Source organism: Bartonella sp. AA74HLJMH, assembly GCF_042197045.1.
Classification (GTDB): domain Bacteria; phylum Pseudomonadota; class Alphaproteobacteria; order Rhizobiales; family Rhizobiaceae; genus Bartonella.
In genome coordinates this window covers 219,842-246,195 of record NZ_JBHIRJ010000002.1, presented here as the reverse complement: position 1 = coordinate 246,195, position 26,354 = coordinate 219,842, and the positions used below count along the sequence as shown (strand labels likewise).

The following is a 26,354-nucleotide window of genomic DNA, read 5'->3' as shown; positions in this document are numbered from 1 at the left end:
CATTTCTGCTGTTTTTGGTTTGTTCGTAGAATCTTCAATGGGAATTTATTGAAGGGGGAATAGATTTATATGAGGGGAAATTGCTTTACACAGGGCGTTTTCCAAATAAAGCGGAGCCAATGCGAAGGACATTAGAGCCAAACTGTAGAGCGGTTTTGAAATCACTGGACATACCCATGGAAAGCTTTGGAAGACCTGCTTGTTTTGCTAATTTTGCTAGAAGAGCGAAATAGGGACCGGGGTTTTCGTCGACAGGGGGGATGCCCATAAGTCCGATGATATCGAGTCTATAGTTGTTTTTGCATTGAGAAACAAAAGGGATCACTTCTTGGGGTGCAACACCACTTTTTTGCGGTTCTAACCCAATGTTGACTTGAACATAGCAGGGGAGATTCTTTTTTTGCTTTTGCATTTCTTCCATCAAAACTTTGGCTATTTTTTCACGATCAACCGTTTGAATAACATCAAAAATTTTGACAGCTTCAGCGGCTTTATTTGATTGTAGGGGACCGATGAGATGGAGTTTAATATTTTCAAATTGTTGACGTAAAGCAGGCCATTTTTGTGCTGCTTCTTGTACGCGGTTTTCTGCAAATAAAGATTGGCCTGCTTGCAAAAGGGGTCGTATATCAATAGCAGAAACAGTTTTTGAAACAGCGATAAGTTCAATTTCTTCTACAGGGCGTTGTAACTCTTGACATGTTTCAGCAATGTCTTTTTGAAGGTTTTGCCATGCTTCAATGGAAGGGGCATCGAGGGGCGTTTGTGTATTCATGTTTTTGTGCTTTACCTTTTTTGTTCAAGAGTTGGTCGTTTTTTTTAAAGTTTTATAAAATACTTAGGGAAATATTTCACGAAAATGTTGACGATGAGGTTAATCCATGGTCAAGCATAATAAAACAAGTTTTTGGTTCTGTTTTATTAAAAGAGTATAATGGGAATGACAATTGGACATTATAATATAGGCGAACGCTATAATCCACGTGCGAGAGAAAAAAAATGGCAAGAAATTTGGGATGAAAAGAAAATTTTTCAGACTCTTCAAGAAGATGCTCGTGAAAAATATTATGTTTTAGAAATGTTTCCTTATCCTTCTGGCCGTATTCACATGGGGCATGTGCGCAATTATGCCATGGGGGATGTGGTTGCACGCTATAAACGCGCCAAGGGGTTTAATGTGCTTCATCCCATGGGGTGGGATGCTTTTGGGATGCCGGCTGAAAATGCCGCTATGCAAAATAAAGTGCATCCTAAAACTTGGACCTATCAAAATATTGCGGTCATGCGCGGGCAATTAAAACAATTAGGACTCTCATTAGATTGGGCGCGTGAATTTGCAACTTGTGATGTGGAATATTACCACCGCCAACAAATGTTGTTCCTTGATTTCTATCAAAAGGGGTTGGTAGCACGTAAAGTGGCTAAGGTGAATTGGGACCCTGTTGATCATACTGTTTTGGCCAATGAACAGGTTGTTGATGGGCGGGGATGGCGTTCTGGTGCGTTGGTTGAACAACGTGAGTTGACGCAGTGGTTTTTCAAAATTAGCGACTTTAGTGAAGATCTCTTGGCAGGGCTTGAAGAGCTGAACCAATGGCCGGAAAAAGTTCGCACCATGCAAAAAAACTGGATTGGAAAATCACAAGGTTTGCTGATTCGTTGGGCTTTAAAGTCGGCGGGTGATGCTGATGATGTTTGTGAGAAATTTGATGAGGTTGTTTGTTATTCAACGCGTCCTGATACACTGTTTGGCGCTTCCTTTTTGGCTCTGTCTGTTGATCATCCTATTGCACAAGCTTTGGCAAAAAAAGACAAAGCGTTGAGTGCTTTTATTGAAAATTGTCGGTGTGGTGGAACGACAACGGCAGCACTTGAAACAGCTGAAAAACAAGGGTTTCTCACGCCCCTTTTGGCTGTTCATCCTTTCGATTCAACAGTACATATTCCCGTTTATATCGCGAATTTTGTGCTTATGGACTATGGAACAGGGGTTGTTTTTGGTTGTCCAGCTCATGATCAGAGAGATTTCGATTTTGCGCGTAAATATGATCTTCCAATAAAACCCGTGGTTTTGCCAAAAGGAGAGCAAGCAGAAGATTTTGTTATTACTGAAACACCTTATACGGGTGATGGGGTGATGATCAATTCTAGTTTTTTGGATGGTTTGACACCCCGACAAGCTTTTGAAGAAGCTGCTAAAAAGCTTGAAAAACAAATGCTCAATGGGCAACCGCAAGGGAAGAAAACAGTGCAATTTCGTTTGCGTGATTGGGGGATTTCGCGTCAACGTTATTGGGGGTGCCCCATTCCGATGATCCATTGTACAACTTGTGGGGTTGTTCCTGTTCCACGTGCCAATTTACCGGTTGTGTTGCCTGATGATGTTACTTTTGATCAACCAGGAAATCCTCTTGCACGACATGAAACATGGCAGAATGTTACTTGTCCTTCCTGTGGTCAACCTGCCAAACGCGAAACCGATACCATGGATACATTTGTTGACTCTTCTTGGTATTATGCACGCTTTACGGCTCCTTTTGCGCAGGGACCTGTTGACAAACAAGCAACAGCTGAATGGTTGCCTGTGCAACAATATATTGGTGGAATTGAGCATGCCATTTTGCATCTTCTTTATGCACGCTTTTTTATGCGTGCTATGAAATTGGTCGGTCATGTGACGGTAGATGAGCCTTTTAAGGGGCTTTTTACCCAAGGTATGGTGGTGCATGAAACCTATCGAGATGATAAAGGGTGGGTTTCTCCAGCAGAAATTTCGATTGTTGAAAAAGATGGAAAGCGGTGTGCTTATAAATTAACCGATCAAAGTGAAGTGACGATTGGTTTGATTGAGAAAATGTCAAAATCAAAAAAGAATGTCGTTGATCCTGATGATATTATTGCATCTTATGGCGCTGATACTGTGCGTTGGTTTGTGTTGTCAGATTCTCCTCCCGAGCGGGATGTCATTTGGACAGAATCTGGTGTTGAAGGTGCACATCGCTTTGTACAGCGTGTTTGGCGCCATGTGGCTGTGAGTGCTTCTATTTTAAAGGATGTGGCGCCTTGTGCAGGGCATCAGGGAGCGGCTTTGGAACTCTCAAAGGTCGCACATCGCACGCTTTGCGCTGTAGAAGATGATTTGGAAAAATTCGCTTTTAATCGGGCTATTGCACGCCTTTATGAATTCTTGAATATTATGGCACCGTGGTTAAATAGGATAGAAAGTGTTGACGATGAAATGAAAGCTTCTTTACGTCAAGCCATGGATTTTTTTCTTGCTATGATTGCACCAATGATGCCCCATTTAGCAGAAGAATGTCATGCTGCTTTAGGGGGAAAAAATTTAATATCTGCGCTTGCTTGGCCTATTTATGATCCTACGTTAACCGTTGCGGAATGCTATACTTTGCCAGTACAAATTAATGGTAAAAAACGCGGTGAGGTGAGCGTTGCAGCAACTGCTGATGAGGTGATGATTAAAGAAGCGGTTTTGGCGTTAGATTTTGTAAAGGCGCAGCTGGTTGAAAAGCCTGTGAAAAAAATCATTGTTGTTCCAAAAAGGATTGTGAATGTCGTTTTTTAGAAGTTCTATTCTTGTCATTTTAGCTGGTGTATTCACACTGTTGTGTGGATGCAAAGTTGAACCGCTTTACCGTCAAGAGTTGCAGAGTGCAATGACAATGGATTCTGCTTCTTATGGGAATCCTGCTTCTGGATACCCTTCTGGACAAGCTTCTTTGGGATTAGCGCAAAAGCTTGCTTCTATTGTTGTGGAAGAACCTTCGGATCGTTTTGGACAAATGGTGCGCAACCATCTGCTTTTTCTTTTGTATGGAAATGGTGCTAAACCTTCTCTACCTGCTTATCAATTGGCATTACAGATATCCGTCTTTACAAGAGAATCTATGCAGATAGAGGTTGATTTCGAGAAAAAGAGAAAGGGACGACCTTCTGTTGGAACTGTTATGAGCAGAGCTTCTTACACTTTGCAGGATATGAAAAATACTCTTGTTGCAAAAGGAACAGCAATGATGAATGCATCTTTTGAGCGACTTCGTCAAGAATATGCAACGCTGCAAGCAGAAGAAGATGCAAAAAAACGTGTTGCGGAAGAGTTGGCTGAACAGATCTTTTTGTTACTTTCAAAAGATCTTTCCAATAAAAATTCTAGATATTAAGCAATATTTTGTCCTGTTTTTTTCCAGTCGTCGAGGAATATTTGCAACCCTTTGTCGGTGAGAGGGTGTTTGACCAGTGCTTTTAAGATTGCTGGTGGAACTGTTGCAATGTCAGCACCGCTTAGTGCTGCTTCTTTGACATGATTAACGGTGCGGATTGAAGCGGCTAGGATTTGTGTTTCAAAGTTATAGTTATCATAAATTGTGCGAATTTCATGAAGCAGTTCACTTCCATCATTTCCACAATCATCAAGTCTACCAATAAAAGGTGAAACGAATGTTGCACCTGCTTTGGCGGCTAATAAGGCTTGATTGGCAGAAAAACAAAGTGTGAGATTTGTTTTTAGTCCTGCTGCTGTGAGGGCTTTACAGGCTTTTAATCCATCGAGTGTTAAAGGAAGCTTGATACAAATATTGTCGGCAATCTTTGCTAAAACAGCTGCTTCTTTCATGATGCTTTCAAATTCCGTTGCTGCAACTTCAGCAGAAACAGGTCCGCTAACGAGAGCACAAATTTCTTTTGTAACATCAAGAATATTGCGTCCTGATTTTAGGATAAGAGAGGGATTGGTGGTAACACCATCAACAAGGCTTAAATTCTGTAACTCTTGAATTTCTTCAATATTGGCGCTATCCACAAAAAATTTCATCTCTAACCTCTTCTTTTTAGCTTTATCCTATTTTTTGTTATGCGCTATTGTTGACTGCAAAAGCAAGAGAAAGAATTAATATCTGTGTAAAGAACAAGAATGCTATGGTGTTAATCATGTACCCGTTTTCGGTAAAGAAATATGATTTATCGTTTCCACACCCATTTCATAGTGTTACTCGTGATAAGGTATAGAATTCATTGCGTACCAACATTTTTGCGTATTGGCATCTTTGCGTAGCGGTGTTTTTATATTTATGGAAATAAGCTAGCATTATCAAACACTTTGCTCATTTCCTATTTGCGATTGCTCTTGATATTTGAGAGTGCATCATAAGATACCTTCCTTTTTTAGGGGGTATGTTTAACTTTGTTTTTGATGAAAGCGGATGGATTTATTTTGTCGTAAAACACTGTTGAAGAACGCCTGTAAAATTTTACGCATGAAGGGTTTTTTTATGGTCAATTACATTGATTTATTCTGTGTTCTCCATTCTTCAACAATACGCTTTTGTGCTGCTTGTATTGTTGCTTGATTCTCAATCAAGCTGAAAGATGTATACACGTGTTTTCACGTTTTGGCACAAAGCCAAGGTGAATATTGTAACGGCTCCATTTGCAATATTATTCTCCCTATAATTAAAATCATGGGATACTCTTTCATCAATAAGGATTTACAAATGTTCCTCGATGGGGTTGAAATGAGAAAAATTCATCGTATTGAGGGTTTTATTACAATAGGTAAAATGATGATTATATCTTTATAAATCAGTTTGTTGAAGATAAATTGAGATATGAGGCGGTAAAAAAATAAACGTGTGTGTTGGGAAGAGGTCACACTATGGGATCGCTTTGTTGAAGGATGCACTTAACCGATAGCATGTTGAATGCTTAATAGTGATGCGCTTTATTTACACAGAAGAATGGCGCTGGTTTTTTTGCTATAGAGTTTTTTGTTATAGACGATGAGATTGGTTCTTTTACTGGCACTTTGGTGATGAAATGAGTATTAAAAAGAATTTTTGTTAGAAAAGTGTTGTAATCGGGGGGATTGAATCCTGCAATGAATTTTATAAGAGTGTTTAAAGATTAAGGTTTAGGCCTGTTGGTGCTCAATAGGTCGTAGATTGGTTTAAAAGATGAATTCAAACATGATAGAGGAAAAGATTGTATCCGTATTGGTTCCTCTTCCTGTTGCTCACGCTTATAGTTATAAAGTTCCATCTTCTATGGAGGTGAACGTTGGTTCCTTTGTTCGGGTTCCGTTGATGGGGCGTGAGCTTTGCGGTTTTGTTGTAGATGTTGGAGAGAAGATAGCCGATGGGCAAAAGTCTGCTTCGGTGGCGCGTGAAAAATTACGCTTTCTTCTTCATGTTTTTGATTGTCCCCCATTAAAAGCAGAAATGATCACATTTTTGCGTTTTGTTAGTCGCTATACAATGGCGCCTTTTGGTCTTGTAGCACGATTGGTTTTGTCGGTACCGGCTGCTTTAGAGCCGGAAGCGCAGATGCTGGGTTTGCGATATTGTGGTGGAAATGTAGAACGTCTCACACCAGCGCGATCACGGATTTTGGAATTGGTGCGTAATGAGAAGATATGGACACGTTCTGGTCTGGCACATGCGGCTGGAACTTCGGTTTCTGTTGTTGAAGGTTTAAAAGCGCTAGGAATTTTTGAAGATGTTAAGGTTCCTGCTCCTGATCTTGTGGCAATGCCTGATCCTGATTTTTGTCCCCCTCAGTTGCAGGGAGCGCAAAGTGAAGCAGCAACATTATTGCGGGAAGGTGTTTTATCTTCTCAGTTTCAAGTTTTTTTGCTTGATGGTGTTACCGGATCAGGAAAGACAGAGGTTTATTTTGAAGCGGTTGCTCAAGCCTTCAAAGGGGGTAAGCAGGTTTTAATTTTATTGCCGGAAATTGCTTTAACGCAGCAGTTTTTAGATCGTTTTTATGCACGTTTTGGCGCTGCGGCAGCAGAATGGCATTCTGATCTGACGCCACGTCGTAGAGAACGCGTCTGGCGGCAAGTTGCAGAAGGGCGGGTGCGTGTCGTTGCGGGGGCTCGTTCGGCACTTTTTCTTCCCTTTCATGAGCTTGGCTTGATTGTTGTCGATGAAGAGCATGATAGCGCTTATAAACAAGAAGAGCGCATTTTTTATCATGCGCGTGATATGGCTGTTGCACGGGGCTCTTTTGAGCATTTTCCTGTTATTTTATCTTCAGCAACACCGTCGATTGAAAGCCAAGCCAATGTTTTAAAAGGGCGTTATCAAAAGGTGCATTTACCTTCCCGTTTTAAAGAAGTTGCACTTCCACAGTTGCGGGTGATTGATATGCGCCAAGGAGGAGTGCAAAAGGGGCGCTTTATTTCCTTTGCTCTTGAAAGGGCTTTAAAACAAACGCTTGATAAGGGCGAACAAGCTCTTCTTTTTCTTAATCGTCGTGGTTATGCACCTTTAACTTTATGCCGAATTTGCGGACATCGTTTTCATTGTACCGATTGTTCAAGTTGGTTGGTCGAACATCGTGCGCAAGGGCAACTGAAATGTCATCATTGTGGATATCATGAACCACTTCCTCAAGCCTGTCCTGAATGCGGGACATTAGATCATCTCGTGGCTTGTGGACCGGGTGTGGAAAGAATTGCCGAAGAAACACAAATGCTTTTTCCTCAAGCGCGATCATTGATCCTTTCAACAGATCTCAAAGGAGGGATTGGGAAGTTGCGAAGCGAATTACAAGCCATTGCAAATGGCGATGTGGACATTATTATTGGAACACAGTTGGTCGCTAAAGGACATCATTTTCCCAAGCTCTCTCTGGTTGGTGTTATTGATGCTGATCTTGGTCTTGCCAATGGCGATTTACGCGCAAGTGAACGTACCTATCAGCTGCTTTCTCAAGTTACCGGAAGAGCAGGGCGTGTGGGATTGAAAAGTTTAGGATTATTGCAAACTTATCAACCAGATCATCCGGTCATCAAAGCCTTACTTGCATGCCAGCCAGAAGATTTTTACACACGTGAGATTGCAGCGCGTCAGCATTATCATTTGCCTCCCTATGGGCGGCTTGCCTCTTTGATCGTGTCTGCACAACAGCGCCAAGCAGCAGAACATTATGCGCGCGCATTGCGTCAGGCAGCGCCACGGGAAAAAAATATCTCGGTTATGGGACCAGCAGAAGCGCCTTTGGCTTTGGTTCGGGGGCGTTATCGTTTTCGGCTTTTGCTGCAAGGACAGCGTTCTTTTGATATACAAGGGTTTATACGTGCAATGCTTAGCGGTACACCCAAAATGCCCAGTTCCGTTCGGGTTCAAATTGATATTGATCCGCAAAGTTTTTTCTAAAACCAGTATCGCATAAAGTGAAGGTCTCTTTGCTTAAGGTGCTTTACTTGAACTCTTATATTATTCAGAATAAGCATCCAGGCAGCAAAATATGATACATGTCCATTGCATTAAGTAGAGCCACGGGAAAAAATATCTTTGTTATAGAACCAGCAGAAGCGCTTCTCTTCTTCGAGGGCACTATCATTTCGGCTTTTACTCCTTTTTTGTACGAGGGACAGTATCTTTTTGATAGGCTGATTCTTTTTATAAGGGCTGAAAATGCTTAGCTGTACACCAAAAGTATCCAATTCTATTCGAGTTCAAATTGATAGCGATCTATGCTTTTTCTAAAATCAGTGCAATATAGTGATATATAAAGTGAAGCTATGTGGGCTTAATGAAGGTCATGTTTTTGATAAAAAAATTTGAAAAGAGAGAATTTGTCGATATTTGAAGCTTATCCGGTATGAAAAATGATATATTGTCATTATAAATCAATGTTTTGTATATTTAAAGAGTGTGCTTACAAGAAAATATTACTTGGTGAAATTTTTTAAAAGGAGTGGGTATTTGAAGAAAAAAGATCAATGTTTTCTTTAATTTTTAGGAGGATATTCATTGTTTTTTCTTTCTTATCAGTTTGAAATAATAGACTTTTTCAATCGCAGCTGCATCTCATTAAAGGTCTTGTGGTGATAAAGGGAGTGTTTTTTGGAGAAGAAGTGTTTTATTATGGTGGCAAGGGCATTTGAAGAAAAATCAAAGAGAGTGAAAAAATCGCTCAGAGAATGTCAAAAAGAGGCATAAAAAAACTGTGATGCCATCCTGTATATCTAAAAAAAATGCTTTTCAAAAATATTTTGAATATTTTATTAAAATTTTTAAAAAGCAGCGATTTGTGGTGTTGCGAGTCGGCTATGTCTATGCTAGAAACCAAGTGATTTTTGTTCTAGGTTTTAAGAAAAAGATTCTTAAGATTGAGAATGTCTGTTTCATTTCATCTGATAACTATCAGAGAGTCGCTCAAGGGAAAGAGGCGGTATTTCGTGTCGGATTCATTTTCTCTCATACCGCTGCCGTTGGTAGATCAACGCTATGCGCAAGCGCTTTTTGATTGCGTTCAAGAAGCCGGAAACGTTGAAAAGGTTGAAAAGGCAGTAGAGGATCTTTTGCTTGTTTTGGAGCATAAGGATTTAAAACGCTTTGTGCTTAGTCCATTCTTTTCAGTTAAAGAGCAAATTAAGGTAATGCAATCTGTTTGTGCAAACATCAAATTTGCTGATAAAAACGCAGGGCAGGTCATTGGTAATTTTTTACGTGTTATTGCAACAAATCGTAGGCTTAGTGCCGTATTTGGTATTTTACGTGCTTTTCAGCATTGTGTTGCACGCGCTCGTAGGCAGGTTACTGCGCAAATTGTTTCTGCGTGCCCTTTAAGTTCTCAACAAAGACAAGAGTTGTGTGAGGCTTTGGAAGGTGTTGTTGGAGGAAAAGTCTTGCTGCACATCATTGTGGATCCAACAATTCTTGGTGGATTAATCGTTCGTGTGGGGTCGTCTCAAATTGATACGTCTCTTCTCACAAAATTGTCTTCACTTAAGCTTGCATTGAAAAAAGAGGTCAGCTGATGGATATTAGACCATCTGAAATTTCAAAAATTCTAAAAGAGCAAATCAAAAACTTTGACCAAAAGGCTGAGGTTTCAGAAATTGGTTGGGTTCTCTCTGTAGGGGATGGTATTGCTCGCGTTTATGGTTTGGATAATGTCCAAGCAGGGGAAATGGTCGCCTTTCCAAACGGTGTGCGTGGTATGGCACTCAATTTGGAAGTTGATAATGTTGGTGTGGTCATTTTTGGCTCAGATCGTGATATTCGTGAAGGTGATTGTGTAAAGCGGCTAGGCGCTATCGTCGATGTTCCTGTGGGTCCCGCTTTGTTGGGGCGTGTGGTTGATGCGTTGGGAAACCCTATCGATGGGAAGGGTCCCATTAAAGCAACAGAGCGTCGTCGTGTCGATGTTAAGGCTCCTGGAATTATTCCGCGTCAGTCTGTCCATGAACCGATGTCGACCGGATTGAAAGCGATTGACGCACTCATCCCTATTGGACGGGGGCAGCGTGAATTGGTGATTGGTGATCGCCAAACAGGAAAAACAGCAATTTTGCTCGATACATTTTTAAACCAAAAACCTTTTCATGAAAAAGGGGCTGGACGAGAGCAAGACAAAGTTTATTGTATTTATGTGGCTATCGGTCAAAAACGTTCGACGGTGGCACAGTTCGTTAAAGTTTTAGAAGAACGTGGAGCGCTGGAATATTCTATTATTGTTGCAGCGACTGCTTCTGATCCAGCACCACTGCAATTTATTGCACCTCTTGCTGGGTGTGCTATGGGTGAGTATTTCCGTGATAATGGGCAACATGCTTTGATTGGTTATGATGACTTGTCAAAACAGGCGGTGGCGTATCGTCAAATGTCTCTTTTATTGCGTCGTCCTCCAGGTCGTGAAGCTTATCCGGGAGATGTTTTCTATCTGCATTCGCGTCTTTTAGAGCGGGCTGCGAAGTTGAATGCGGAAAATGGATCTGGGTCGTTGACAGCTTTGCCAGTTATTGAAACGCAAGCAAATGATGTTTCTGCCTATATTCCTACAAATGTGATTTCGATTACTGATGGGCAAATTTTTCTAGAGACTAATTTGTTTTATCAAGGAATTCGTCCTGCTGTAAATGTTGGTCTTTCTGTATCGCGTGTTGGTTCTGCTGCACAAATTAAGGCAATGAAGCAAGTTGCTGGCTCGATTAAAGGTGAATTGGCGCAATATCGTGAAATGGCAGCTTTTGCGCAGTTTGGCTCTGATTTGGATGCGTCAACCCAGCGTCTGTTAAATCGGGGTGCGCGTTTGACAGAGCTGTTGAAGCAGCCGCAATTTTCTCCACTCAAAACAGAAGAACAGGTGGTGGTTATTTTCGCGGGTGTGAATGGCTATCTTGATGCTTTGGCGGTTTCTGATGTTGCGCGGTTTGAGCAGGGACTTTTAGTGCTGTTGCGTAGTGATTATCAAGATCTCTTAAAGGCAATTGCTGAGCAAAAGCAAATAACAGATGAGCTGAAAGATAAGTTGATAACTGTTCTTGATACTTATGCGAAAAATTTCTCGTGATGAATTGATGGAATGCTTGAATGGCTTCACTAAAAGATCTTAGAGACCGTATCGCTTCGGTTAAAGCAACACAAAAGATTACCAAAGCTATGCAAATGGTTGCAGCGGCAAGGTTGCATCGTGCTCAAGAGGCAGCGCAGTCTGCACGTCCTTATGCGAAGAGAATGGCTGATATTTTGACCAGTGTTGCTGCTGATGTAGATGGTGTTGATGCGCCTACTCTTATGCGTGGTACGGGGCGCGATGATGTACATCTTTTGGTGGTGTGTACTGCTGAGCGCGGTTTGTGTGGTGCTTTTAACGTGCAAATTGCTCGTCGTGCACGTGAACAGATTAAGGCATTGTTGGCGGCTGATAAAATAGTAAAAATTATCACTGTGGGTAAAAAAGGCGCGGATATTTTATCGCGTGATTACAAAGGCTTGATAATTGATCATATCGATTTGCATGCTGTAAAGCGAATTGGTTTTGCAGAGGCAGTGATGATTAGTCAACGGATTGTTGATTTATTCAATGAAGGCGCTTTCGATGTTTGTACGCTGTTTTATTCTGAATTTGTTTCCATAATTAATCAGCGTCCAACAGCTTTGGATTTGATTCCAATGGTTGCTCCAAAAGCAACTGTTGGGGCAATAGATGTTGTGGAGCAAATCGATCATAACAAAGGTTCACAATCGATTGTTTATGAATATGAACCTGATGCTGCGTCTCTTTTAGAGACCCTTGTACCACGTAATCTTTCGGTGCAAATCTTTCGGGCTTTGCTAGAAAATGTTGCTGGTGAAATGGGCGCCAAGATGACAGCTATGGATAATGCATCGCGCAATGCGGGTGAAATGATTAGTAAATTGACGGTGGCTTATAATCGTCAACGTCAAGCACAGATTACGACAGAATTGATCGAAATTATTGCGGGCGCTGAAGCGCTTTAAATGGAGAAGGTAAGGATTGATGGTAAAAGCAGTAACCTCAAGCAAAGGAACAGAAAAAGGTGAAAAAAAGAAACCAGCTGCTCGTTCCAGCGTGAAAAAAGCCGCTTCGAAATCTCAAGTGGATGTAAAGGCTTCCTCTGTACCTGCGCGTGATGCAGCTAAAGATACACCTGTAAAAAAAGATACATCCGCAAAAAAAGAAGAGCATGCAAAAGGCGCTATTGGTGAAATCAAGCAGATTATTGGTGCTGTCGTTGATGTGCAATTTGAAGGTGAATTGCCAAAAATTCTCAACGCTTTGGAAACAGAGAATTTAGGCAATCGCTTGGTATTAGAAGTTGCGCAGCATTTGGGTGAAAATACCGTACGTACGATTGCTATGGATACGACTGATGGTTTGATGCGGGGCCAAAAGGTTGTGGATACAGGCACACAAATTAGCGTTCCTGTAGGAGAAGCAACGTTGGGACGTATTATGAATGTGATTGGGGAACCGGTGGATAATGTGGGACCAATCGCTTCAACCAAAACACGTTCTATTCACCAAGAGGCACCTGAATATGTTGAACAATCGACTGTTTCGGAAATTCTTGTCACCGGTATTAAAGTCGTGGATTTGTTAGCCCCTTATTCTAAAGGAGGTAAAATTGGCTTGTTTGGTGGTGCTGGTGTTGGAAAAACCGTTCTCATTATGGAGCTTATAAACAATATTGCAAAGGCACATGGTGGCTATTCTGTATTTGCTGGTGTGGGAGAACGTACACGTGAAGGAAATGATCTTTATTATGAAATGATCGAAAGCCGCGTGAATGTGAATCCAAAAGAGAATAATGGTTCAACGGAAGGGTCAAAGTGTGCCCTTGTTTACGGGCAAATGAATGAACCACCAGGAGCGCGTGCGCGTGTGGCTCTTTCAGGATTGACAATTGCAGAAAGTTTCCGTGATGAAGGACAAGATGTTCTCTTCTTTGTGGATAATATTTTCCGTTTCACGCAAGCAGGAGCTGAGGTATCTGCTCTTTTAGGGCGTATTCCTTCTGCTGTTGGGTATCAGCCGACTTTGGCAACAGATATGGGGGCGTTGCAAGAACGTATTACCAGTACAAAAACAGGCTCTATTACTTCCGTTCAGGCAATTTATGTTCCGGCAGATGACTTGACGGATCCGGCGCCGGCAGCGTCTTTTGCTCATTTGGATGCAACAACTGTTCTTTCGCGCTCTATTGCGGAAAAGGGGATTTATCCAGCGGTTGATCCGCTTGACTCTTTCTCGCGTATGTTGGATCCATTGATTGTGGGGGAAGAGCATTACACGGTTGCTTGTCAAGTGCAAACCATTTTACAACGTTATAGAGCGCTTCAGGATATTATTGCTATTCTTGGAATGGATGAACTTTCTGAAGATGACAAATTGCTGGTGGGGCGGGCGCGTAAAATTGAACGTTTCCTTTCGCAACCTTTCCATGTTGCGGAAGCCTTTACTGGTTCACCGGGGAAACTCGTTCCTTTGGAAGAGACAATCAAAGGCTTTAAGGGGCTTTGTGCTGGCGATTATGATGATTTGCCAGAAGCTGCTTTTTATATGGTTGGTTCGATTGATGAAGCACTTGAAAAAGGAAAGCGTCTCATGGCAGAGGCTTCTTAGTAAGAAGCTTCTTATTCAAGAAAAAACTGTCATGGGTATTTTTCGTTAAAAAGGACGAGTCGTTGGAGAAAACGGAGAGTCCTTATATCGGGTATTGTGGAGACTTTTGTGGAAAACAATAGAGAAGAGCATTTTTTATTTGAGCTTGTATCGCCTGAAAAAATTGTGTTTTCAGAGCAGGTCGTGTCTGTTGTTCTTCCTTCAGCCTCAGGTTATTTGACAGTTATGGCGCATCATGCGCCATTGGTGGCAAGTATTGTGTTGGGCAGTGTTCGTGTTCGCACCTCTGTGGGTGAAAAATTATTTGTTGTATGCGGGGGTGTTGCAAATATTACCTTTTCAGGCTGCTCTTTATTGGTAGAGCACGTTGTGGCTGTAGAGAATCTTTCTTTTGATGTATTAGAACAGCAGATTTTGCAGATTCAAGCGACGTTAGAAGGAGGGACAAGTGATGAGGACAATCATAAAATAGAGGCTTTTTTCCAGCAGTTGTCAGCTGATGGTGCTGTGTTGATAGAAGCGTAGCAGAGTTACAGGAAAAGATGACATGAGCGGAAAAAAGAGTACGGTTGTGTCTGCTAAAAGGAGTGCAAAACCTTTTCCTCATCCTGGTCGTGTCTTTGCAGGACCTTTGCCAAAGTGCTTTGTTTATATTTTTGCTTCTCTTATTTTGCAATGGGCTTATGGTTTAGGGGCTAATATTGTTCAGTCTAACATTGTCCATCTTACGGGTGATTTTCATGCAACTTTGGCCGAGACGACATGGCTGGTAGCGGCTTATATGGCGCCAAATGTGAGTGTAGCGATTATGTTGATCAAAATCCGCTATCAATTTGGGCTGCGCGCTTTTGCTGAATTATCAATTCTTGGCTTTGTTTTGGTTTGCGTGTTGCAGCTCTTTGTTACGGATTTGCGTTCTGCATTGATTATTCGCTTTTTTGCTGGGATTGCTGCTGCTCCTTTGGCTTCGCTTGCGCTGCTTTATATGATGGAAGCTTTTGCTCCAGCAAAGAAGTTTACTGTTGGTCTTAGTTTGAATTATATGAATGCGGCTTTAGCGGCACCTTTATCACGTTTGATTTCTCCTGATTTGCTGGAAAATGGTGGTTTTTCCAGTCTTTCCGCTCTGGAAATGGGGTTGGTTCTTATCAGCTTGGTCTGTATCTATACTTTGCCTCTTACTCCTGTTGTGCGTAGTAAGGTTATTCAAAAATTAGATTGGATAAGCTATGGTTTGATTGCTCTTGGTCTTGGATTAAATGCTGTGATCATGTCTGTTGGCATATTGTATTGGTGGTATGAAGCACCATGGATTGGTTGGGGGCTCGCACTTGCTATTTTATCGTTGGCTATTGCTATTATTATTGAGCTTAATAGAGAAAAACCGTTGATTGATCTCCGTTGGATTTTCAGTAAAGAAATGGTCCAATCTGTTTTTATTTTATTTATTTTTCATGTTTTTTTATTGGAGCGGTCAAATTTGCCCGTAGGGTTTTTTAATCTTTTTGGTTTGCTCAATCGTGAGATGGCGCCCATGTATCTTGCGGTGACATTAGGGATTCTGTTAGGGGGGGCTGTTTGTGTCTTTTTTTTACGGGCGGGGCGTGAGGATTATTTTTATTTGTTGTCTTTGGGTTGTTTGGCGTTAGGAGCTTATTTAGATAGTCATGTAAACCATTTAACGCGCCCACAAGATATGATGTTGAGCCAAGGGTTGGTGAGTTTTAGTTATGCACTTTTTTTGCCTCCTGCTCTTTTCAAAGGGTTTGTGATCGCTGGTGAGCGAGGACCGCGTTACGTTTTAAGTTTTATTGCTGTTTTTTTGCTAACGCAAGTGACAGGGGGATTGATGGGGTCGGCTTTTTTTGGCAGCCTTCAGTTTTATTTTGCCCATAAGAACTTTGAGTCCTTAACACAAAATATTATTATTACTGATCCGCTTATTTCTGGTGAGATGAATACTTTATTTTCGCCTTCTTATGGTGTTTCTGTTCCCAATGGCTTGAGAAGTGAGCAGGGTACTTCTATGTTGATAGAGAAATTTAAGTTAACAGCAAATATTTTTGCTTATGATGACGTTTTTCGGCTTTATTTTTATATTTCAATGGTTGTATTCGTTATTTTTCTTGCCACAATGATTGTTAAGTCATGCTCTTTGCGTGCATTAGAAAAGTAGAGTAATGTCATAAAAAGAGGGGTGCAAAAAAAAATGATAAAAAAATTACGGTCAAAAGCTACGATTGTTGCATTCCTATCGGGCATTACGGGTGTTTTGCTGATTTTGTGGGCTTGGAGGCTTCCTCCTTTTGTGAGTAACATTCAAATAACGGATAATGCTTCTATTAAGGGCAATGTTACTCTGGTTAGTTCACAGATCTCTGGGGTAATCGCACGGATTTATGTGCAAGATTATCAACGCGTTGAAAAGGGAATGCTGCTTTTTGAGCTCGATGATTCTCTTTTTCGGCAGCAGCTTGCACGGGCACAGGCTGTTCTCGATTCAAAAAATGCAAAACTGGCAAGTATTGAATTACAAGCACAGCTTTTGCAGGGCGAAATTAATACAGCAGAGGTGGAATTGGCGCGTTCACGAGCATTTTCCAATGTTGTTCCAGATAGTAAAAAGTTAGGTTTTGGTGATGCGGCAAGTTCTGTTTCTCGTCCTCTTTCACAACTCTTGACAGCTCTCGAAACAAAACGCCAATTGCAAAAACAATTGGATCTTGAACGGCAAAGTTTACAGTCAGAAATTGCGGGAGCGAAGGTGAGTGTTGAGTTGGCAAAACTTAATCTCGATCACACAAAGATTTTATCTCCTCGAACAGGCTATATTGGATTAGTTGGAGCGCGGGTAGGGCAATATGTTATGCCAGGGACACAATTGGTCTCTGTTATTTCTGATGATATTTGGATTATTGCTAATTATAAGGAAACGCAACTTTCTCAGATGCGTGTGGGACAACCGGTTGTTTTTTCTGTTGATGCATTGAACAACAAAAAGTTAACAGGGCGTGTGGTTCGTTTTGCACCTGCTACAGGCTCAGAATTTTCATTGTTAAAAACGGATACGACAATTGGTAATTTTATCAAAATTGCGCAACGTATTTCAGTACGGATTGCTTTAGATCCTGGGCAGGAAGGGATTGAAAAACTCATTCCTGGCATGTCCGTAGTTACCTATGTAGATACTTCGCAGCGAGTCGATTCTGGAGGATGAAATTTTGGGTTTTTTCAGTTTAATTTTTGCGTCATTTACTTATAGCAAGTGGTTGTTTACATTGGAAGATTTCGTTTGGTTTGCTATACTACATGTTTTAAAGCTCTTAGGCTTCTTATACTTTTATGTCATGATGTAAAATAATGTTCCTTAGAATATTAAAGCGCATGCATCTTTACTCACTTCCATTTCTTTTGAACTAACTCAGTAGGGGGGATGGAGTATTGGAAGCTTTGCTTGTGGTTTTGCACAACACTGTCCTTTGAGGTGTGGTGTCACCGCATGTTTGGAAGATGGGGGGTAGGGGGAAGCCAGATAAAAAATTGGATTATAGACTGGGTCGGATGGGAAACTTATCCTTTTAGGTGAGGGCGTAAAGTTAGGAGAAAGACGTAAAGTTTATGTTTTGTAAACCATAAAAATGCCCGTTTTGAGGCGGGCATTAAAAGGGAAGGTTATTGGTTGTGTTATTAATTTTTACGGATCAGTAAGAAGCTTACTAAAACGACTCCTGCTGCTAATGCGAGGGTTTTTTTAGGATTTTCTTTCGCTTTTTTCTTTAATTCTGTAGCATGTTCGTTGAGGTGATAAAGTGCGTGACGGCCTTTTTGTTTCCATGTGTTAAACAGCTCAGAAATGTTTTCAAAGCTATCATTTTGAAAACTCCAATGATTTACGGGGACCAGCTCTCTTTTTAATTGTGCTATACGTTTTTTAATTTTAGCATTTTTTCTATGGGGTGAAAATAGACACATTTATTGACTCCTTCATGTGTTAAATTGTTGCGTGACAGTTGGAATTGTGTTTGGGGTTTTGCTATAACGGCTTGAAAATTGAAAGGTTGCATTGATAATGCCGCGCGTGGGTGAGATGAGAATTAAAAGTTTGGGTTTAATGAGGCATTTCTTAATGTGCTTGAGTTCATTTCGTGATGGTGTTTGTTAAGGATGTAAGGTAAAAATTTTTACAAAATGGTGTAAGATTCATTCATAAAGATGGTGGGCGATGTCTTCATTTTTTTGTTTGTTTAAAATGTTGGGATAGCTTTTGGCACTTGAAATAGTTTATAAGGAGTTTTTATCTATCTATTCTCTTGTGGCTGTAGGGAGTGGTATTGATTGATTCAATTAAGAAGATTTAAAATGAGGAAATCTTACGATATTTGGGGTTGCTATTCAAATTTGTAAAAAATAGATTATTATAAATCAATATGTTGGATTAATTTGGCGATGTCTTTCATGCATTTTTAAAAATTGCGCTTTGTTAGGCGTTATCTGTTGTGTTGTAAACACTGTTTTGTGGTGACGTTGATGTAAGGTATCGGCAGGCAACTTAAAAATACAGTATTATCTCTGTTTTGTTTCAGTTTCTTTTTGAAGCAACCAAGTGTAGAAGTATAAACTTGAACAGAAGTAGTAGAACTTATCCGGTGCGTCTATAGAATGAATCCACCTATGAATTGTATTGCATCAGTGTTAGTAGGTAGAACCTTTTGAGAGCAATCTGTTAAGATTGGTGGGCGGTGTAATTTTCGTCCTTTGAAGCGCGGAGGAAGTCAATGTAAATAATGATTGATAGCGCAGGTTTTAAAAATTTGAGGACTTGATGAGTACGACCTATTTTTTATCTAAACCACTTGAGCGTCGTCGATCTGTTGGTGTTGCTGTTGGTGATGTGATTATTGGGGGGCAGAGCCCGATAGTTGTACAGTCAATGACCAATACAGATACCGCTGATGTTGATGCAACTGTTTCTCAAGTAGCTGCTCTTTGGCAAGCTGGTTCACAATTGGTTCGAATTACTGTTGATCGCGATGAAGCGGCGGCGGCTGTACCAAAAATACGGGAGCGATTGGAGAGGTTAGGATTTTTTGTACCATTGGTTGGGGATTTTCATTATATTGGTCATAAGCTTTTATCTGAGCATCCTGCGTGTGCTGAGGCGCTTGCAAAATATCGCATCAATCCTGGAAATGTTGGTTTTGGCGCAAAAAAAGATCGTCAATTTGCAGAAATTATTGAGATTGCTTGTCGGTATCATAAACCTATTCGCATTGGCGTGAATTGGGGCTCTCTTGATAATGCGTTGTTAACACGGCTTATGGATGAAAATGCACAGCAAGAAAAACCCTTATCTGTGGCTGAAGTGATGCGGGAAACTGTTGTGCAGTCGGCTTTGCTTTCGGCTACTTTAGCAGAAGAGTTAGGGTTGGGGCGTGATAAAATTATTCTTTCTGCTAAAGTGAGTGATGTCCAAGATCTTATTGCTGTCTATACCACCTTGGCGGCGCGTTGTGATTATGCTCTTCATTTGGGATTAACGGAAGCTGGGATGGGAACAAAGGGCATTGTTGCTTCTTCGGTGGCTTTGGGTATTTTATTACAGCAAGGGATTGGCGATACGATACGAATTTCCTTAACACCAAAACCTGGTGGTGATCGGACACGAGAAGTAAAGGTGGGGCAAGAACTTTTGCAAGTGATGGGGTTTCGCCAATTTTTGCCTGTTGTTGCGGCTTGTCCTGGTTGTGGGCGCACAACTTCTACGGTCTTTCAACAATTGGCGCAAAAAATTGAAGCAGATTTATACAAAAATATGCCTGTTTGGCGTGAAAAATACCCTGGCGTTGAAAGTTTGAAGGTGGCTGTGATGGGATGTATCGTCAATGGACCGGGGGAGTCAAAACATGCGGATATTGGAATCTCTTTGCCTGGAGTGGGGGAAAGTCCAGCGGCACCTGTTTTTATTGAGGGACAAAAGGTAAAAACTTTGCGGGGTGATCACATTGCTGAAGAATTTGAAGCGCTTTTGAGTGATTATATTCATACACGCTTTGGGCAAGGTTGAGGTAAAAATCGCATAAGGTTGAAGTAAAAAGGGTGTGTCGTTTTTTTAAACAAGCTGTCTTCAATGTGAAGAGGGTGCTGTTGTATGCTGCTTTAGCTATGGTCAATACTGTTGTTGGTTGCTTATTATTTTAGGTAAAACCAGATGATATGCCTGTTTTAGAATCAGAAGCTTATGAAGGATATTAATGAGTTTGAGTGTGTTAAGACTATTAAGCAAAACGATATGAATACTTTAATAGATCCGTAAATGTTGTTGCTGGTTTTTTGGCTGCTCTTGAGACAGTAAAATATTTAACGGATTCTTCAAATATCAAATTATAGAAAGAACATTGTTTATTGATTTTTCAGGCATTTTCCCAGCATTTTTTGGGGTATCAAATTGATAGGATTGGAAATCCTTATAGCGATTATAGTCCTATTTGTCGTAAAATGTAAGCTTTTATATTGATATAAAATGATGTATACGGGTGCCTTTTTGGGCGTTATTGGGGGAATGCATGACAAGTATATTAGCGTTTGGCTTTTTATTTAACGGTATAAGGATTTTAACTGGCGCCTTTATTGTCTTTTATATGCTTGAAAAAGGCTTAACGCTTATTGATATTGGTGTCATTAAGTCGTTTCAGGCTTTTATTATGATGGTTACCGATATTCCTCTGGGATATTTTGCTGATCGAAAAAGTTATAAAATATCGATCGTTTTGGCAGCGGCTTTTGCTGCCACATGGCTCTTTCTCATGGGATTTTCTACAAGCTTTTATGGTTTTCTTTTGGCAGAAACTTTTAATGCCTTATCGCTGACATTAATTGCTGGAGCCTATAATGCTTTACTTGTTCAATATGCAAAAGAAAAATTGACATCCACTAAAAAAGTGCTTGGTTCCAGCTCTCAATATAATTACATCGGCATGTTTATATTCAGTTTAATCGGGGCATATTTTGCTGATTATTCTAGCCAATATATATGGTATATCGCGGCGTTTTTAATGTTGATGACGACACTATTTGGTTTGTTTTTTCTTGATGACTTGAAGGGGGAGAAAAAACCAAATAAAGCGAATTCTCTCATTTGTGAAGCTAAGGAGATGTTGTCTATTTTTATTAAAGTTCCTTATATCTCTTTATGCTTTTATTTTTCATTGATCTTTTTCAATATATTCTCGCAGTATTGGCAGTGGATATTTAAAGATCATAATATTAATGTCACTTATTTTGATCTTGGTGTGACATTTTCACTTATATTGTTCTCTCAGCTCTTGGCTAGTCTTCTCTTTACAAAACTAAGTGAAAGAGTGAATTTTATTTTATTATTGTTTCTTTCGGCTTCACTGATTTTTACCGTTGCTTTCTTTGAACCAAGAAAAGAAATGGCTGTCATTTTAGTCTGTATGATTTTTTATCTCATTAAGTATACATATCTTCGTGTAGAAGTTGTTTTGCATGATAGTATTAGTGATTATTTCAGGGCTACATATGAATCTTTCTTGTCAACTGTTGGGAGATTTAGCTTATTGGTATTTTTTTACATGAGTGCGTATATGGTCAATATATTTGGCTTTTTCTCACTCGTTTATATTTTTGCTATTTATTTATTGATTTACTTGTTAGCAGTATTTTTTTTAGAAGGAACTCTCAAAAAAGTTCAGTGAGAATATTAACTTATTACGATACGTGTTTTATAGGGTTTCATAGTGGGGCAAGGCTTTTATTTATTAAGGCACATCGTTGTTTTTGCATGTTGAATGAGAAAGACTGAATAGTGTCAGTTACTCTTATTTCAAATCTATGTATGTTGAAGTAATCAAAGTCATCTGCTTGTACATTATAAGTGGGCTTGGCATAATAATCGTTAAAAAGGAAATAAAAATGCTGCTCATGAATATTGCACAAAGAGTTGCTGATAAGATTGGACGCTGATAAAGAAAATGATTGTGCCAGATTATATGCTTATTAAGGAATGGTGATGGAGCAGTTTTCCCATTTTCATTGGTTCCTTGCTGGTAACACTTTATCTCATTAGAGCTAATTTAAGCAGTCGGACAATTTATAGCCTGTTCAAATAGGCTTTCCTCATGACGGATTTTATTGTTGATATATTTAACGCGTTTTATTGCTGTTTTCTTTAAAATATCAATCATCTTGTTGAGATAATTTTTTTACGTTGTTCATTCTCATTATGGCTCGTTTTTGAGTATTTTCTCTTTGATTGTGGCGTTAGCTCTGTATTTTCTGATGTTAGAAAATACTCTTATCCAGATAATAAACTTATCTATGGAAACTTTGAATGATATCTCCCCTCTTTGAGAGGGAATAAAACCAAGTACAGAAATATTGTTGAGTACAATTTGCTACAAATAAGCCACAAGAAAACAGCATATATTGATATATTTGATAGGAATCTGTTAAGCCGTACAAATTATGGTCATTAAAAGGTAAAGCGATGAAATCGTTATCCATAACGCGTGTTGTAACATTGATAACTCTTTTTTCTGTATTTGTATTGGTGGGATGTACGCGCGTGGATAGTCTAGAACAGTACGATAGACTTTACGAAAAATATATCAGTGAAAATTACGGCGCTTTTGAACATTTTCAAAAGCATGAACAAGCAAAAAAATTTGTATACAGCCATGGCTATCAGAATATCGTACCAAAGTTTGACATTATACGGCATCGTCACATACTGATTGTTTTATGTGGACGCTTCGTTAATTTATTGCGTGGTGATTATAATGAATGGATATCAGCAGATATGTTACTCAATGTCATAAGCAGTTTGCGTAATGACTATAACTGGAGAGAAAGCGATTTTATTTGGGCCTATAATATGTCTATGAATTCTACCGACCCCATGATTGATTACGCGAAAAAATTTCTTAATTCTTCCAGCGGAAATGGCATCAGCCCAACAACACAAATTATTGACCTTGTGTCTAGTATGAGAGCTGGTCATGGTGACAACACTAAACAAATAGCGCGTTTTTGCATAGAGCTAAACACGATATATGACATGATGAAACCAAGAAGAATTTACAAATGACATTGAATGGATAATGAGAAAAATTCTCTCAAAGGATATTAAATGGCTATAATACTCTTGATAATCGCGGCATTTTCTTGGCCATGTTGCATGTTTTTTTATTATGGCTTCAAAAGGTGGACATATTTTCCAGCTTTTACAACAGGCATAGGTTCACTTACAATGATGCTTTTCATCTTAATAAGAAAATTTCACTTAAAGGAGGAAATTTACACTTAGCTTGAAAAAAGTACTTATCATAAATTAAATTGCGCTATTATATTAAAAATAAGGCCTTTTTTATCTTTCTGTTGCAATGATCATTCTCTGTTTAATCTTATCAATTCTCTTTTTATGTGATGAATTGAATAAACGAGATAAAGAGCGTGATGAATTAAAGTTGTACAGTGATCATGATTATTATTCAATTGAAGTTATTACACACTTTTGTAAATAAAAATGTTTCTGCTTTTGAAGGAGCATGCCGACACAATTATTCACTTTGCTAGCCCCTAATGTTGCGGACTGCCCTTGGTTTTTAAGACGGTTCATAAGAGGCATTTTTTAGTCTTTTCTTTGATGTTTTGCCCCACACGGCTTTTCCCGCTTGTGATGTGCAAGCAAGTGATTTTTATTGATTCAATATACACAGATTTGAAATGAGAGAATCTTACGGTATTCAGGGTTCTTATTCAAGTTAAAAACCGCAAATTATCATTATAAATCAATGTATTATATATTTCTTGCTAAGAAAAGAGAGATCGGTAATAATATTTTTTTGGTCTTTCGTTCTATTGAAATTAATGGCTTTATTTATCCTGTTATGCCGTAACATACTGTCATTTGAGGGGTGGTGAAGGTATCTTGTTTGATACATTAAATATTTTAAAAATTGCATGGTGAATATTCTTAAGTCTTGTTTATTGCGTCTTTAGTTTAAGTGAATCGCATGCGTGGAAAACGAGAGAAACCTACTCGGTAGGACACTAGACTGTTTACAGAGCAGATTGGATTAAAAGACTTTGTTCTTTGAGGGTGGCATAAAAATCAAAATAGCCATTATATTCATTTTTTTCTGATATTTTAAATACGAGCTTCAAAAAAATAATGCTTAAACTAAACAACGAGCATTTTTGTAAAAGTGTTTTTAGAGAGCAAGCAATACACGACTGAATTTACAGAATGTAACCATATTTGATCTTCTATAACAAGATAGCGTGGAAAGGCATAAAAATTACGACTCTCTACTGAGGGCATTGTACTTCTCTTATTGTTTTTTGCGGGTTTATAAAATGCCTGGTTTTATACTTATTCTGTTTATTTTTGCCTTATCGTTAGAAGATTAAAGACATAAAGGAGAAAACGAGTTTTCCTCTTTCCGGTTGTTTTTTATTCGGCTTTAAAGCATCCACTGTAATATCTTTTAAAACATGGTGATTACGCATTGTTTTACATTTTGTTTCTTTTAGTCTTTAATGAAAGGCATTTTTCATGCAAAATAGGATACCTAGAATGCATTTGTGTTATAAATTTACGCGGCTTGTTTTAATGAAATTCCTCTTAAGATTTGTCGCACCCATTTCATGATAAGGACTATAATGGAGATTAATGGTAATGTTTCTTGGAAAAGTCTATTATGCATTCAATAAATATGACGGTGTACACTATGTACAATAGGGTGGATGAAGTTTAATTTTGGCGTATTGCACTAAAGTGTGCTGCTTGTTGGAGGGGGAGTGCTTTAGCGCCAAAAGGATGTAAGAATGCTTCTGCTTTACTGATGAGTGTATCTCGCTTTTTTTGGGTTTCTTTAATGCCGTAAAGATGAACAAAAGTGGCTTTTTGTGCCGTTTCATCTTTCCCAGCCGTTTTTCCTAGGGTTTGCGTGTTGGCAGTGACATCAAGAAGGTCATCGGTTAATTGAAAGGCTAAACCAAGATAGGTCCCAAAATCAGTAAGTTTTTCAGTTAATTCTTTAGATGCATTGCCAATGATGGCACCTGCTTGGCAAGCAAAGCTTATCAGGGCTGCTGTTTTCATGTGTTGTAGAGTGATGATGTCAGTACTTTCTTGCGGTCTTTTTTCAGCTTCAAGGTCCAGCATTTGTCCACCTAACATACCGCCAAGTCCTGCCGATTGTGCAAGAGACGTGATCAGCTTGATTCTAATATCTGTAGATAGATTACTAGCTTTATGGGCAATGATTTCAAAGGCAAATGTTAAGAGGGCATTGCCTGCTAGAATTGCTGTTGCTTCATCAAATGCTACATGGACAGTGGGTTTTCCACGCCGGAGTATATCGTTATCCATAGCGGGAAGATCATCATGAATGAGCGAATAACAATGGATACATTCTAAGGCACACGCAACATCAAGAGAATGTTCTACAGGGACATCAAAAAGTGCAGCACTTTGAATTACAAGAAAAGGACGCAAGCGTTTTCCACCGTTCAGCACACCATAGCGCATGGCTTTGATTAAATTTTTAGGGCGTGAAATTTCACCAGTTTGGATTTGATCACTTAACAGGGTATCAAGCCGCTTTTCAACGGTATTTCCATGTTTTGCAAGAAGGGTGGTAAATTCGTGCATTCTTGCTTCCTTTGTTTTTACAAAAATGAAATTATGAAGTTTAAAGAGAAAGGTTGTTGCTTTTTCTTGTTTTCATAAATTGGCGTCGTTTTTTATTAAAAATCAACTTCTCTTTTTATCTGTATCTCTACTGTATGCGCAAATCCCTTTTTAAACCAAATAAAAATTGAATGAAGGGCTTATAAAAAAGCTTTCATTGGTGTATAAAATTCTTAAATTTTGCAGTGTTTTTGATATTCATTTGATTATTGTGACACCATTTTTGATAACAGGAAGGTCATTTTTGGTAAGAGGAGGATCATTTTGACATTGCCTCTTCTTTTTTATCAGTGTATAATATACTCAAATTTTATGGTATTTTAAATGAAGCATTGTCATTTTTGACATTGCTTTTTCTGTTTTAATGGATTTGGAGTGTCTTTTTATGGCTGTACCTAAACGAAAAACCTCTCCAGCGAAGAGGGGCATGCGCCGTTCGGCTGATGCTCTGAAGGCGCCGACTTATATCGAAGATAAAAATTCTGGTGAATTACGTCGTCCTCATCACATTGATTTGAAAACGGGAATGTATCGTGGGCGTTCCGTTTTAGTGGTTAAAGACTGAGCGTTTTCTTTCTTTTCCAGAGGTCAACTTCTTTTATTTCATCGATCAATGCACGCTTGGGGCGTGCATTTTCGCTTTAAGATGAATGTTGAGGTTCCCTTGCGTCGTCTTCTATCGATGTGGAACAGGAAATGTATCGTGGGCGTTCTGTTTTAGTGGTTAAAACTTTAGCGTTTT

General features: G+C 39.5%; 18 protein-coding genes. 14 read left to right on the top strand and 4 right to left on the bottom strand.

Annotated elements, in window-relative coordinates; genetic code table 11:
* Positions 1-85: 85 nt before the first annotated feature.
* Positions 86-775: a YggS family pyridoxal phosphate-dependent enzyme gene (locus tag ACFINH_RS02625; RefSeq protein ID WP_375632073.1), complete on the bottom strand. Its 690-nt coding sequence runs from the start codon at positions 773-775 to the stop codon at positions 86-88.
* A 165-nt stretch (positions 776-940) separates the two neighbouring features.
* Here ACFINH_RS02625 and leuS point away from each other — a divergent pair, with 165 nt between their 5' ends.
* Positions 941-3,583, top strand: a complete 2,643-nt coding sequence (gene leuS / locus ACFINH_RS02620) for a leucine--tRNA ligase (RefSeq protein WP_375632095.1) — start codon at positions 941-943, stop codon at positions 3,581-3,583.
* Positions 3,570-4,178, top strand: a complete 609-nt coding sequence (gene lptE / locus ACFINH_RS02615; protein ID WP_375628707.1) for an LPS assembly lipoprotein LptE — start codon at positions 3,570-3,572, stop codon at positions 4,176-4,178. The genes leuS and lptE overlap by 14 nt, the downstream gene beginning before the upstream one ends.
* Here the strand turns inward: lptE and fsa are convergent.
* The gene (gene fsa / locus ACFINH_RS02610) at positions 4,175-4,828 is read right to left on the bottom strand and encodes a fructose-6-phosphate aldolase (protein WP_375613172.1); all 654 of its coding nucleotides are present in this window, start codon (positions 4,826-4,828) and stop codon (positions 4,175-4,177) included. The genes lptE and fsa overlap by 4 nt on opposite strands.
* Before the next feature lie 1,138 nt (positions 4,829-5,966).
* On the opposite strand from fsa, the gene ACFINH_RS02605 reads away from it, so the two are divergent.
* The 8 genes from ACFINH_RS02605 to ACFINH_RS02570 all read left to right on the top strand — a co-directional run bounded on the left by ACFINH_RS02605 (position 5,967) and on the right by ACFINH_RS02570 (position 17,113).
* Complete coding sequence (locus ACFINH_RS02605; RefSeq protein ID WP_375632072.1) at positions 5,967-8,174, top strand: primosomal protein N'; 2,208 nt, start codon at positions 5,967-5,969, stop codon at positions 8,172-8,174.
* Between the two features lie 1,028 nt (positions 8,175-9,202).
* Positions 9,203-9,784: an ATP synthase F1 subunit delta gene (gene atpH / locus ACFINH_RS02600; protein ID WP_375613174.1), complete on the top strand. Its 582-nt coding sequence runs from the start codon at positions 9,203-9,205 to the stop codon at positions 9,782-9,784.
* Positions 9,784-11,319 carry a F0F1 ATP synthase subunit alpha gene (atpA, locus tag ACFINH_RS02595; RefSeq protein ID WP_273790513.1) on the top strand — a complete coding sequence of 512 codons (1,536 nt, stop codon included), beginning with the start codon at positions 9,784-9,786 and terminating at the stop codon, positions 11,317-11,319. Before atpH ends, atpA begins: the two co-directional genes overlap by 1 nt.
* A gap of 20 nt (positions 11,320-11,339) precedes the next feature.
* Positions 11,340-12,251 (top strand): F0F1 ATP synthase subunit gamma, encoded by a 912-nt coding sequence (locus ACFINH_RS02590; RefSeq protein WP_375632071.1) that lies wholly within the window; start codon positions 11,340-11,342, stop codon positions 12,249-12,251.
* 19 nt (positions 12,252-12,270) lie between these two features.
* Positions 12,271-13,896 (top strand): F0F1 ATP synthase subunit beta, encoded by a 1,626-nt coding sequence (atpD, locus tag ACFINH_RS02585; RefSeq protein ID WP_375632070.1) that lies wholly within the window; start codon positions 12,271-12,273, stop codon positions 13,894-13,896.
* 108 nt (positions 13,897-14,004) lie between these two features.
* Positions 14,005-14,421, top strand: a complete 417-nt coding sequence (gene atpC, locus ACFINH_RS02580) for an ATP synthase F1 subunit epsilon (protein ID WP_375611725.1) — start codon at positions 14,005-14,007, stop codon at positions 14,419-14,421.
* A gap of 22 nt (positions 14,422-14,443) precedes the next feature.
* The gene (locus ACFINH_RS02575; protein ID WP_375632069.1) at positions 14,444-16,072 is read left to right on the top strand and encodes an MFS transporter; all 1,629 of its coding nucleotides are present in this window, start codon (positions 14,444-14,446) and stop codon (positions 16,070-16,072) included.
* A 33-nt stretch (positions 16,073-16,105) separates the two neighbouring features.
* A complete protein-coding gene (locus ACFINH_RS02570; protein WP_375611727.1) occupies positions 16,106-17,113 on the top strand; it encodes an HlyD family secretion protein in 1,008 nt (335 codons plus the stop codon).
* Between the two features lie 470 nt (positions 17,114-17,583).
* Here the strand turns inward: ACFINH_RS02570 and ACFINH_RS02565 are convergent, their stop codons facing one another.
* Positions 17,584-17,868, bottom strand: a complete 285-nt coding sequence (locus ACFINH_RS02565) for a hypothetical protein (protein WP_375611728.1) — start codon at positions 17,866-17,868, stop codon at positions 17,584-17,586.
* Positions 17,869-18,718: 850 nt separating this feature from the next.
* On the opposite strand from ACFINH_RS02565, the gene ispG reads away from it, so the two are divergent.
* The 3 genes from ispG (at position 18,719) to ACFINH_RS02550 (ending at position 23,002) form a co-directional block, all read left to right on the top strand.
* On the top strand, positions 18,719-19,960 hold the full coding sequence (ispG, locus tag ACFINH_RS02560) for a flavodoxin-dependent (E)-4-hydroxy-3-methylbut-2-enyl-diphosphate synthase (RefSeq protein WP_375632068.1): 1,242 nt from the start codon (positions 18,719-18,721) through the stop codon (positions 19,958-19,960).
* A 499-nt stretch (positions 19,961-20,459) separates the two neighbouring features.
* Positions 20,460-21,611: an MFS transporter gene (locus tag ACFINH_RS02555; protein ID WP_375632067.1), complete on the top strand. Its 1,152-nt coding sequence runs from the start codon at positions 20,460-20,462 to the stop codon at positions 21,609-21,611.
* 791 nt (positions 21,612-22,402) lie between these two features.
* Positions 22,403-23,002, top strand: a complete 600-nt coding sequence (locus ACFINH_RS02550; RefSeq protein ID WP_375632066.1) for a hypothetical protein — start codon at positions 22,403-22,405, stop codon at positions 23,000-23,002.
* A 1,668-nt stretch (positions 23,003-24,670) separates the two neighbouring features.
* Here the strand turns inward: ACFINH_RS02550 and ACFINH_RS02545 are convergent.
* Complete coding sequence (locus tag ACFINH_RS02545; protein WP_375632065.1) at positions 24,671-25,573, bottom strand: polyprenyl synthetase family protein; 903 nt, start codon at positions 25,571-25,573, stop codon at positions 24,671-24,673.
* Between the two features lie 424 nt (positions 25,574-25,997).
* Between ACFINH_RS02545 and rpmF the strand changes: the two genes are divergently transcribed.
* Entirely contained in the window at positions 25,998-26,177 is a 180-nt protein-coding gene (gene rpmF, locus ACFINH_RS02540; protein WP_005774555.1) for a 50S ribosomal protein L32, read from the top strand.
* Positions 26,178-26,354 lie beyond the last annotated feature (177 nt).

What these genes read in the sequence shown, in the direction of transcription:
- ACFINH_RS02575 (WP_375632069.1), top strand. Translation starts at nt 14,444, where the DNA reads ATGAGCGGAAAAAAGAGTACGGTTGTGTCTGCTAAAAGGAGTGCAAAA.
- ACFINH_RS02625 (WP_375632073.1), bottom strand. Translation starts at nt 775, where the DNA reads ATGAATACACAAACGCCCCTCGATGCCCCTTCCATTGAAGCATGGCAA.
- rpmF (WP_005774555.1), top strand. Translation starts at nt 25,998, where the DNA reads ATGGCTGTACCTAAACGAAAAACCTCTCCAGCGAAGAGGGGCATGCGC.
- ACFINH_RS02590 (WP_375632071.1), top strand. Translation starts at nt 11,340, where the DNA reads ATGGCTTCACTAAAAGATCTTAGAGACCGTATCGCTTCGGTTAAAGCA.
- leuS (WP_375632095.1), top strand. Translation starts at nt 941, where the DNA reads ATGACAATTGGACATTATAATATAGGCGAACGCTATAATCCACGTGCG.
- ACFINH_RS02545 (WP_375632065.1), bottom strand. Translation starts at nt 25,573, where the DNA reads ATGCACGAATTTACCACCCTTCTTGCAAAACATGGAAATACCGTTGAA.
- atpA (WP_273790513.1), top strand. Translation starts at nt 9,784, where the DNA reads ATGGATATTAGACCATCTGAAATTTCAAAAATTCTAAAAGAGCAAATC.
- ACFINH_RS02555 (WP_375632067.1), top strand. Translation starts at nt 20,460, where the DNA reads ATGACAAGTATATTAGCGTTTGGCTTTTTATTTAACGGTATAAGGATT.
- ACFINH_RS02570 (WP_375611727.1), top strand. Translation starts at nt 16,106, where the DNA reads ATGATAAAAAAATTACGGTCAAAAGCTACGATTGTTGCATTCCTATCG.
- ispG (WP_375632068.1), top strand. Translation starts at nt 18,719, where the DNA reads ATGAGTACGACCTATTTTTTATCTAAACCACTTGAGCGTCGTCGATCT.
- ACFINH_RS02565 (WP_375611728.1), bottom strand. Translation starts at nt 17,868, where the DNA reads ATGTGTCTATTTTCACCCCATAGAAAAAATGCTAAAATTAAAAAACGT.
- fsa (WP_375613172.1), bottom strand. Translation starts at nt 4,828, where the DNA reads ATGAAATTTTTTGTGGATAGCGCCAATATTGAAGAAATTCAAGAGTTA.
- ACFINH_RS02550 (WP_375632066.1), top strand. Translation starts at nt 22,403, where the DNA reads ATGAAATCGTTATCCATAACGCGTGTTGTAACATTGATAACTCTTTTT.
- ACFINH_RS02605 (WP_375632072.1), top strand. Translation starts at nt 5,967, where the DNA reads ATGAATTCAAACATGATAGAGGAAAAGATTGTATCCGTATTGGTTCCT.
- atpD (WP_375632070.1), top strand. Translation starts at nt 12,271, where the DNA reads ATGGTAAAAGCAGTAACCTCAAGCAAAGGAACAGAAAAAGGTGAAAAA.
- lptE (WP_375628707.1), top strand. Translation starts at nt 3,570, where the DNA reads ATGTCGTTTTTTAGAAGTTCTATTCTTGTCATTTTAGCTGGTGTATTC.